Origin of the sequence: Rhodococcus sp. NPDC057014, from assembly GCF_042673295.1 — a bacterium.
Lineage (GTDB): Bacteria > Actinomycetota > Actinomycetes > Mycobacteriales > Mycobacteriaceae > Rhodococcus_F.
In genome coordinates this window covers 1-9,227 of the sequence record NZ_JBHUSF010000349.1, presented here as the reverse complement: position 1 = coordinate 9,227, position 9,227 = coordinate 1, and the positions used below count along the sequence as shown (strand labels likewise).

General features: G+C 67.1%; 9 protein-coding genes. 8 read left to right on the top strand and 1 reads right to left on the bottom strand.

From position 1 onward, the window contains the following. Positions 1 to 5: 5 nt before the first annotated feature. A complete protein-coding gene (locus tag ACFTZB_RS38905; RefSeq protein ID WP_378440246.1) occupies positions 6 to 635 on the top strand; it encodes a hypothetical protein in 630 nt (209 codons plus the stop codon). A 26-nt stretch (positions 636 to 661) separates the two neighbouring features. Here the strand turns inward: ACFTZB_RS38905 and ACFTZB_RS38900 are convergent, their stop codons facing one another. After that, positions 662 to 1,675 carry an alcohol dehydrogenase catalytic domain-containing protein gene (locus ACFTZB_RS38900; RefSeq protein ID WP_378440244.1) on the bottom strand — a complete coding sequence of 338 codons (1,014 nt, stop codon included), beginning with the start codon at positions 1,673 to 1,675 and terminating at the stop codon, positions 662 to 664. A gap of 205 nt (positions 1,676 to 1,880) precedes the next feature. On the opposite strand from ACFTZB_RS38900, the gene ACFTZB_RS38895 reads away from it, so the two are divergent. The 7 genes from ACFTZB_RS38895 (at position 1,881) to ACFTZB_RS38865 (ending at position 9,172) form a co-directional block, all read left to right on the top strand. Then, positions 1,881 to 2,807 (top strand): cyclase family protein, encoded by a 927-nt coding sequence (locus tag ACFTZB_RS38895; RefSeq protein WP_378440242.1) that lies wholly within the window; start codon positions 1,881 to 1,883, stop codon positions 2,805 to 2,807. 41 nt (positions 2,808 to 2,848) lie between these two features. After that, the gene (locus tag ACFTZB_RS38890) at positions 2,849 to 4,381 is read left to right on the top strand and encodes a long-chain-fatty-acid--CoA ligase (RefSeq protein WP_378440240.1); all 1,533 of its coding nucleotides are present in this window, start codon (positions 2,849 to 2,851) and stop codon (positions 4,379 to 4,381) included. A gap of 104 nt (positions 4,382 to 4,485) precedes the next feature. Continuing rightward, complete coding sequence (locus ACFTZB_RS38885) at positions 4,486 to 5,724, top strand: ABC transporter substrate-binding protein (protein ID WP_378440238.1); 1,239 nt, start codon at positions 4,486 to 4,488, stop codon at positions 5,722 to 5,724. Further along, positions 5,721 to 6,506, top strand: coding sequence for an ABC transporter ATP-binding protein (locus ACFTZB_RS38880; protein WP_378440236.1), 786 nt, complete (start codon positions 5,721 to 5,723; stop codon positions 6,504 to 6,506). The genes ACFTZB_RS38885 and ACFTZB_RS38880 overlap by 4 nt, the downstream gene beginning before the upstream one ends. Further along, complete coding sequence (locus tag ACFTZB_RS38875) at positions 6,503 to 7,210, top strand: ABC transporter ATP-binding protein (RefSeq protein ID WP_378440234.1); 708 nt, start codon at positions 6,503 to 6,505, stop codon at positions 7,208 to 7,210. The genes ACFTZB_RS38880 and ACFTZB_RS38875 overlap by 4 nt, the downstream gene beginning before the upstream one ends. A gap of 16 nt (positions 7,211 to 7,226) precedes the next feature. Beyond that, positions 7,227 to 8,111, top strand: coding sequence for a branched-chain amino acid ABC transporter permease (locus ACFTZB_RS38870; RefSeq protein ID WP_378440232.1), 885 nt, complete (start codon positions 7,227 to 7,229; stop codon positions 8,109 to 8,111). Next, positions 8,108 to 9,172 carry a branched-chain amino acid ABC transporter permease gene (locus ACFTZB_RS38865; RefSeq protein WP_378440229.1) on the top strand — a complete coding sequence of 355 codons (1,065 nt, stop codon included), beginning with the start codon at positions 8,108 to 8,110 and terminating at the stop codon, positions 9,170 to 9,172. The genes ACFTZB_RS38870 and ACFTZB_RS38865 overlap by 4 nt, the downstream gene beginning before the upstream one ends. The last annotated feature ends 55 nt before the right edge of the window (positions 9,173 to 9,227 follow it).

Here is a 9,227-nt window from a genome sequence, read left to right as displayed (position 1 = left end):
GAAGGATGCCCATCGTGTATGCACGCTCTTCCACCTTTGACGCGCACCCGTCGTTCATCGACGAGGGGATCAAGCACGTGCGCGACACCGTGATGCCCGCGCTCGCCGACATCGCAGGATCCGCCGGAATGTCCTTGCTGGTCGATCGCGGCTCCGGCCGATGCATCGCCACCAGCTCCTGGACGGACGACGAGGCTCTGCGCGCGAGCGAGGCGCCGGTTCGACAGCTGCGTGACCGCATGGCCGAGGTTTTCCACGCCACCGCGACCGTGGCGCGGTGGGACATCGCGGCCCTGCACCGTGACCACCGGTCACGTCATGGCGCCTGGGTGCGGGTCGCGTGGCTTCACGTCGAACCGGGCCATCTGGACCGTGTGATCGACGTGTACAAGATGTCGTCGCTGCCCGCGATGCACGGCCTCGAGGGATTCTGCAGCGCGAGTCTGCTCGTCGATCCGGCCGCCGGTCGTGTGGTGTCGTCGATGACCTTCGACAAGGCCCCCACGGAGGGCGGCACCGGTGAAGTCGCCGAGAGCATCGGAACGGCGGAGATCCGTGAGTCCGGCGCCCGGCTCCTGGAGGTCGGGGAGTTCGAATTGGCCATCGCGCATCTGCACGTACCCGAGATGGCGTGATGCCACAGTCCTGCAGCGTGGGACGGTCACATGGTGAGGACCATGCGATAGCGTGCCCGCCCTTCCTCCATCGCGGCGTAGGCCTCCGCGGCTTCGCTCAGGGGCCGCTCCTCGATCCGTGCCCGCACGCCGGACAGCACCGCGAATTGCATCGTCTCCTCGACATCGCGGGCGGTGCCGGAGGGGTGACCGGTGACGTTGACCCCGGGTGTGATCAGCTGCAGGGGACTGATCGGCAGCGGGTCGGGCGTGACACCGACGACGGTGAGTTCACCGAGCGGAAGCAGCCCGCCGACCACGGCACCCATCGCCTTCGAGTTCGCCGCGGTCCCCAGAACGACGGACACGCCACCGAGTGCACGTAGTGCTTCGCTGACGTCGCCGGCGGTGGAGTCGATGTAGTGATGGGCGCCCAGCCGGCGAGCGTCGTCGGCTTTGTCGGCGCCACGAGCGATGGCAATCGTCTCGAATCCCATCGCCCGGGCGAACTGCACCCCGAGGTGGCCGAGCCCGCCGATGCCCAGGATGGCGACGCGGTCGCCCGGAACTGCTCGTGTCTTCCGCAGCGCGTCGAACGTGGTGACTCCGGCGCAGCCCAGGGGCGCGGCCTCGGTGAAGGACAGTTCGCTCGGAATCCGGGCGAGCGCGTTGGCGGGAACCGTCACGGATTCGGCGTATCCGCCGGGGTACTGCCAGCTCGGCACCTGCAATTTCTCGCAATAGATGAAGGTGCCCTTGCGGCACGGAATGCACTGGTTGCAGTGCCCGCCGAACCAGCCCACCCCGACGCGGTCGCCGACGGCGTAGTTGTCGATGCCTGCGCCGAGTTCGGCTATGGTTCCGGCGATTTCGTGTCCCAGTGTCAGTGGCCACGACATCTCGGGGAACGCGCCGCCGACGAACGCGTGGTCGGTGCCGCACACGCCGCACGCGGAGACGGCGATGCGGACGTGGTCGCGCGGTGGCGATTCCGTTTCGACGTCGACGAGTGTCAGCGGCTCGCCGGGGGCCTGGACGTGAACTGCCCGATGGGTTGGCATCTGCATCATTCCTGTCTGTCGTCGTGAGCGATCGAGACCCACGTTTCAGTCAAGACCCTCGGCGGAGCTCCTGACAAGGGTCGACGAAAGTCCTCCGGTCACGTCTCGCCCGCCCGGTATTGACACCGGGGGTGCCGGAGGTCACAATTCACAAAGTTGACATGACTGTCACGTCATACTTTGGTCGATTGCCCGAGGAGGCAGGATGACGACGTCCATATCCGACATGCAAGAGCTGGGCCGGCGGTTGAGCAACTGGGGTCGTTGGGGTGCCGACGACGAGCGGGGAACCACGAATCTCATCACGCCCGAGCGAGTGGCGGCCGCCGCTGCGCTGATTCGGACCGGCACGATCTTCGAACTGGGCATTCCGCTCGACGGGGACGGGCCCCAGCCGGGTGGCAATCGGATCAACCCGATCAGGCTGATGGCCGAGAACGGGCAGGAGCAGGTACTTCCCGGCGGCTTCAAATGGGCCGACGACTACGTCTTCATGCCGCTGCAGGCGGGCTCGCAGTACGACTCCCTGTCCCACGTGCACTACGACGATCATCTCTACAACGGTCATCCCGGTTCGGGGGTCACCGTCAAAGGTGCCGACAAGTGCGGGATCCACACTCAGGCGAACGGCATCGCCGGTCGCGGCGTGCTGCTCGACGTCGCCCGGGCGCGCGGTGTGGACTGGCTCGAGGCCGGGACGGCGATCACACCGGACGAACTCGACGCCGTCGCCGCCGCTCAGAACGTCGAGGTCGGTCCGGGCGACATCGTGCTCATCCGCACCGGTTGGCGCGCAAAGTTTCTCGCCGACCGCGATCCGGCGGGATTCATGGCCGGCGAGCCGGGTCTGAGTCTGTCGTGTGCGACCTGGCTGAGAGAGCGCGACGTCGCGGTGGTGGGCTCGGACAACTGGGCGGTCGAGGTGATGCCCGGCGAGAATCCGGGGGCATTGTTCGAGCTCCACATGGTGCTGATTCGCGACATGGGCATGACCCTCGCCGAGTTGCTCGACTTCGAGGAGCTGTCCGCCGCCTGCGCTGCCGACGGCGTGTACGACTTCTTCTACGCTGGACCGCCGCTTCAGTTCACCCGTGGGGTGGGGTCGCCGATCAACCCGCTGGCGATCCGGTGAGCGCCGAGTCCACCACCTCTTCCCGACCAAGGAGACACTGAATGCTGGTCTGCGACATCGTCGAGTACGGAGCACGCAAGCATCCCGATCGGATCGCGCTGCGATTCGAGGACGAGGCAGTGACGTATGCCGAGCTGCGTGATCGCAGCCGGCGGCTCGCCGGCGCACTGCTCGGTGTCGCCGCCCCGGGTGACCGGGTCGCGATCCTGTCCACCAACTGCACGGAGTACTTCGACTGCTACTACGGTGTGCCGATGGCCGGGATGGCCCTGACCATCCTCAACTTCCGCCTGCATCCCGACCAGATCGCCGCGTTGATCGAGCATTCCGGTGCGACCGTGCTGATCGTGGCCGAAGAGTTCGCCGGCGCCGTCGAGCAGATTCGCAATTCGATCCCGTCGGTGCACACGGTCGTCTCGATCGGGGCCGCCCCAGGAACCGTCGGCTGGGACGAGTTCGTCGGTTCCGGTCCCGCGCACGCACCGGCGGTGCGGCCGGCGCCGGACGACATCGCGTGGCTGGTCTACACGTCCGGCACGACCGGCACGCCGAAGGGCGTGATGATCAGCCACCGCAACCTGGTCAGCGGGATCACGTCCTCGGCGTTGCAGTGGACACTGCCGGAGGACACCGTCTTCCTGTTCTGTTTCCCGCTGTGCCATGTCGGCGGGTACGTGACGTTGCTCAACCACTTGATGGGGAGCACCGTCGGCATCGTCCGCGCCTACGACAATGCGACGTTCCTGCGTCTGGTGGAGCAGTGGCAGGTCACGCAGACCGGGCTGGCGCCCACGATGATCAACTTCCTGCTCCAGGATCCTGCCCTTGCCGACCACGACCTCAGCACCCTGCAGGCGATCGGGTACGGATCGTCGGCGATCCCGGCACAGGTGCTGCGGCACGGACTCGAACGTCTCCGCTGCGACTTCTATCAGGGCATGGGCATGACGGAACTCGCAGGAAACGTGCTCCACCTCGACTACGACGCGCATCGGCGCGCCGCCGGCGGTGAGAGCGAATTGCTGGCCGCAGCAGGCAAACCCATGCGCCTGGTCGACATCCGCATCATCGACGACGCCATGCGGGACGTGCCCACCGGCCAGGTGGGGGAGATGGTGGTCCGCGGCGACCAGGTCATGACCGGCTACTGGCGCGATCCGGACGCGACCGCCGCCGCGTTCACCGATGGCTGGTTCCACACCGGCGACCTGGTGCGACGGGACGACGAGGGCTTCGTCTACATCGTCGACCGGAAGAAGGACCTGATCATCAGCGGCGGCGAGAACGTCGCATCCCTGACCGTCGAGCAAGCCCTCTACCGTCACCCGGCGATCGCCGAGGCCGCGGCGATCGGCGTCGAGGACGAGACTTGGGGTGAACTGGTGTGCGCGGTCGTCGTTCTCCGCGACGGCGTTACCGCCACCGCCGACGACATCATCACCGCCTGCCGGGATCAGCTCGGCGGATTCCAGGTGCCCCGCCGGGTCGAGTTCGTCGACACCCTGCCCCGGAACGTCACCGGGAAGATCCTCAAACGCGACCTGCGCGAACGTTTCTCCCACACCACGGTCTGATCCCACACACCGCGCACGGCGGCGACGAATCTCGTCGCCGCCCGCTGCGCGCTGCCGAAACACTCGAGCTTGTCCCTCTCCTGCCTTCCCTCAACGGAGCAACCATGAAACGAATCCTCGCCACGGGCCTGACCGCCCTGTGCGCCACCGCGGCTCTGACCGCATGTTCTGGCCGAGACGACGCCGCGACCGCCGTGGACGGCTGTGACCCCGGCATCTCCGATACCGAGATCCACTTCGGCACCAGCCTGGTCCAGTCGATCGCGGGACCCCAGGCGACCGCGGCGTCTGCCCTGTTCGACGAGATCAACGCCGCCGGCGGCGTCGCGATGGGCGACGGCAAGTCCCGCAAGATCGCCTACACCGCACTCGACGACGGATACGACCCGGCGCGCACGGTCGGCAACGTCCGATCGCTGGTCGAACAGCAACAGGTCTTCGCGATCCAGAACCTGATCGGCACCGCCTCGACCCTCGCGGTCGTCGACTACCTCAACCAGAAGAACGTCCCGTTGGTGTTCCCCATGACCGGCACCGACGAACTGCTCACCACCCTCGACGAGCGGCCAGTGGTCGCCGGCGCGGTGAACCCACAGACCGGCTGGGAGGTCGCCGAGCGGGCGAAACAGATCCTTCGCGACCATCCGGACGGCAAGGTCGCGGTGTTGTACTCGAACGACAGTCTGGGCAACGGCAGTCTCGACGCACTGAAGTCCGCCTTCGAGGGCAGCAGCACCCAGATCGTCGCCGAGCAGGCGTACGAACAGACCACACCGTCCGTGGACTCGCAGGTGGTCAACCTCGCGAGCTCCGGAGCCGACGTGTTCGTCAACTTCGCCACGGCCGGCTTCGTGACCCAGTCCCTGAAGAAGGCCCACGAATTGAACTGGAAGCCGGAGACCTACATCTACTCCGGCGCCACCGACACCAACTTCGTCCTCGCCCCGGCCGGTCTCGACGCCGCCGAGGGCGTGCACTCCTTCTACTGGATCTACGACGTCAGCAACACCGACCACGACCAGGGACCGGGCGTGCAGGAATGGCGCGCATTCGCCGATCGGCACGCCGGCGCCTTCAAGTCCTCCGACACCATCGCCGCGACCGGGTACAACACCGCTCAGCTGCTGGTCGCCGCACTCGAACAGATGAAGGGGTGCACCCGCGCCGATCTACTCGACGCGGTCCGGAATTTGCACGCGGTCACCACCGACCTGTCCATCGACGGTGTCACGTTCGACACGAGCGCGGACTACCCGTACGCGATCACGTCGATGGCACCGATGACGTTCCGCGACGGTAGCTGGCACTACGACGCTGTGGTCACGCGCAGCGCCGAACGATGACCGCCCGGCTACCGGACGTCCCGCCGCTGACGGTCAGCGACGTCCGGTTGCGGTTCGGAGGAGTCGTCGCCCTCGACGGACCGTCGTTCACGATCGAGCCCGGACAGATCGTCGGGCTGATCGGGCCGAACGGCGCGGGGAAGACCACCCTCTTCAACTGCATCAGCAGACTCTACGAACCGGATTCGGGACAGATCACGTTCGGCGGCGCCGACCTGCTCGCGCTGTCGGCGGACGCGGTCGCCGACGCCGGGATCGCGCGCACGTTCCAGAACATCGGGTTGTTCCCGACGATCTCGGTGCTCGACAACATCCTCACCGGGGCCTACTCGCGCACCCGGGCGGGCTTCCTCGCCACCGCGCTGGGACTGCCGCGCACCCGCAGGGAGGAGGCAGGCGAACGGGACGAGGCCTGGGCACTGCTCGAGTCGATGAATCTCGCGCACGTCGGCCGCGAACCGGCAGGCAACCTGCCCTACGGCACCCTGAAACGGGTCGAGCTCGCACGGGCACTGATGCAACGGCCTCGCCTGCTGATGCTCGACGAACCGGCGAACGGACTGATCCACGAGGAGGTCCTCGAACTCGCCGACACGGTCCGCCGGTTGCGCGACGAGCGAGGATTCTCGGTGCTGCTCGTCGAGCACCACATGGCCATGGTGATGTCGATCTCCGACCGGGTGGTGGTGCTGAACTTCGGTCAGAAGGTCACCGAAGGGGAACCTGCAGAGGTCGCGGCCCACCCCGAGGTCATCGAGGCGTACCTGGGCGGTGCGGCATGAACCTGCTCACCGTCGAAAACCTGCATGCGCGATATGGCCGCGCGGAAGTGCTGCACGGCATCGACTTCCGGGTGCCGGCAGGAGAGGTGACGGTGGTACTCGGCGCGAACGGCGCAGGTAAGACCACCATCCTCCGATCGATCTGCCAGATGGTCCGCACCAGCGGGAGCATCAGGCTCGACGGTCGCGACATCACCGGCATGCGCACCGACCGGATCGCCCGGCTCGGTGTGGCCCACGTTCCGCAGGGCCGCGGCACCTTCGGCACTCTGACGGTGGAGGAAAACCTTCGCGTCGGGGGATTCACGACGTCGGCGGCGATCACCGACCGGGCCGTCGAGCACTGGTACGACTTCTTCCCGCGACTACGCGAGCGACGCCACCAGCAGGCGGGCGGGCTCAGCGGCGGTGAGCAGCAAATGCTCGCTATCGCCCGCGCACTGGTGGCCGGGCCACGTCTGCTGTTGCTCGACGAACCGTCCCTCGGTCTGGCTCCGCGCATCACGCAGGAGGTTTTCCGTGCGCTGGGCCGGATCAGCCAGGAGACCGAGACCACGATTCTCGTGGTCGAACAGAACGCACACCTCGCCCTGGACATCGGCACGTCCGCGGTTCTCGTCGACGCGGGCCGTGTCGTCGCCCAACGCCCCGCCGCCGGATTGGCGCACGACGAGTCGGTGCGGCGCGCCTACCTCGGCTACTGAGCACAGGAGAGTGGTCATGGATGTATTTCTTCAACAACTGGTGGACGGGCTCATGTGGGGCGCCCTGTACGGCGCGTTCGCGCTGAGCATCGTCCTGGTCTACCGCGCATCGGGAATCGTCAACTTCGCGCAGGGCGAGATGGCGATGTTCTCCGCGTTCTTCGCCTGGCAGTTCCACGCGTGGGGAGCGCCGCTGTACTTCGCCGTCCTCGGCGCGATGGCGGTCGCCTTCGTCGGCGGAGCCGCCACCGAACGGGTCCTGATCCGGCCGCTGGCATCGTCGTCGAATCACATGCCGCTGGTCATCATCACCCTCGGCCTGATGCTGGTACTCAACAGCGCCGCCGGCTGGATCTGGGGCGTGCAGAGCAAGGAGTTCCCGGCGATCGTGTCCGGGCCGGTACTCACGCTCGGTCCCGTCGCGGTGTCCCAGCAGTCGCTGGTCATCGTCGCCGCCGTCGTCGCCGTCGCGGCGCTGCTGTTCGTCCTGTTCCAGCGAACGAAGGTCGGGCTGGCGATGCGGGCGGCGGCAGACAACCCGGACTCGGCGCAACTGATCGGCGTGCCCGTCGGGCGGATGCTCATGATCGGCTGGGGCCTCGCCGCGACCATCGGAGCCCTCGCCGCCTCCCTCGCGGCGCCGCAGCTGTTCCTGCAACCGAACATGCTCGTCGCGTCGCTGATCTACGCGTTCGCCGGCGCGGTCCTCGGCGGACTCGACAGTCCGGTCGGTGCCCTCGTCGGCGGATTGTGCGTGGGTGTCGCGGAAAACCTTGCCGGCACCTACATTTCCTGGATCGGCCACGACTTCAAACAGGCCGTGGCGTTGGCCCTGATCCTCGGGGTGTTGCTCCTCAAACCCGAGGGTCTGTTCGGTGCACGGAAGGTGGCCCGAGTATGAGAATCGTCGAACTGCTTCGCCGTCCCCGCGCCGAACTCGATCCACCACGGTGGCTGGCGAGATCGACGGTCGCGGTGGTGATCCTCGTGGCGGCGGTGGCGCCGTTGGTGTCGGCGCCGTACGTGAACTTCGACCGATCCATGGTGCTGGTGTACGTGGTGGTCGGGCTGGGACTAAACCTGCTGACCGGCAACACCGGTCAGCTCTCTCTCGGCCACGGCTTCTTCTTCGCCGTCGGTGCATACCTCGGTGCCGTGCTGGTCGAGAATCACGACGTCCCGTACCTGCTGCTCCTTCCGATCGCGTTCGCGGTCTGTTACGTGATCGGGTACCTGTTCGGCCTGCCGGCCCTGCGCCTCCACGGACTTCAGTTGGCGCTCGCCACTCTAGGGCTGGCACTGGTCACCCCGGCGGTGATCAAACGGTTCGAGCACGTCACCGACGGGCAGGCGGGAATCAACATCGCCGGCGCCGAACCCCCGGCCTTCAGCGGACTCGAACGCGACCAATGGGTGTACTACCTGTGCCTGGTGGTGGCGCTGATCGCCTTCTTCGTCGTGCGGCGACTCTCCACCGGCCGGATCGGCCGATCACTGATCGGGATCCGGGACTACGAGGCGGTCGCCACCACGCTCGGTGTCCCGGCCACCCGCACGAAGACGACGGTGTTCGCGCTCAGCGCGGCCTTCGCCGGCGTCGGCGGCGTGCTCTACAGCTTCGTGGTCCAGTACGTCGGCCCCGAGGCATTCGGGCTCCCGTTGGCGATCGCCTTCATCACCATGATCGTCATCGGTGGCCTCGGCACCGTCCCCGGTGTGGTGTTCGGGGCGTTCTTCGTCCAGTACGTGCCGCAGTGGACGGCGGAGATCAACCAGTCGGCGGCGGGCATCACGTACGGTGCGGCGTTGATCGTCTTCATCTTCGTGATCCCGTACGGGCTGATCAGTGTGGTCCGGTGGGTGCTGGGGCCGCTGGTGAGCATCATCCCCGGCGCTCGCCGACACGGGCGGGCCGCGTCTTCGGTCGACGAGGATCCACGGGAGCTGGTCGCCTCCCGCTGACGATCTGTGGTGGGCTCGAAACGGGAAGTGCCCGGCGGACGAATCCGCCGGGCAC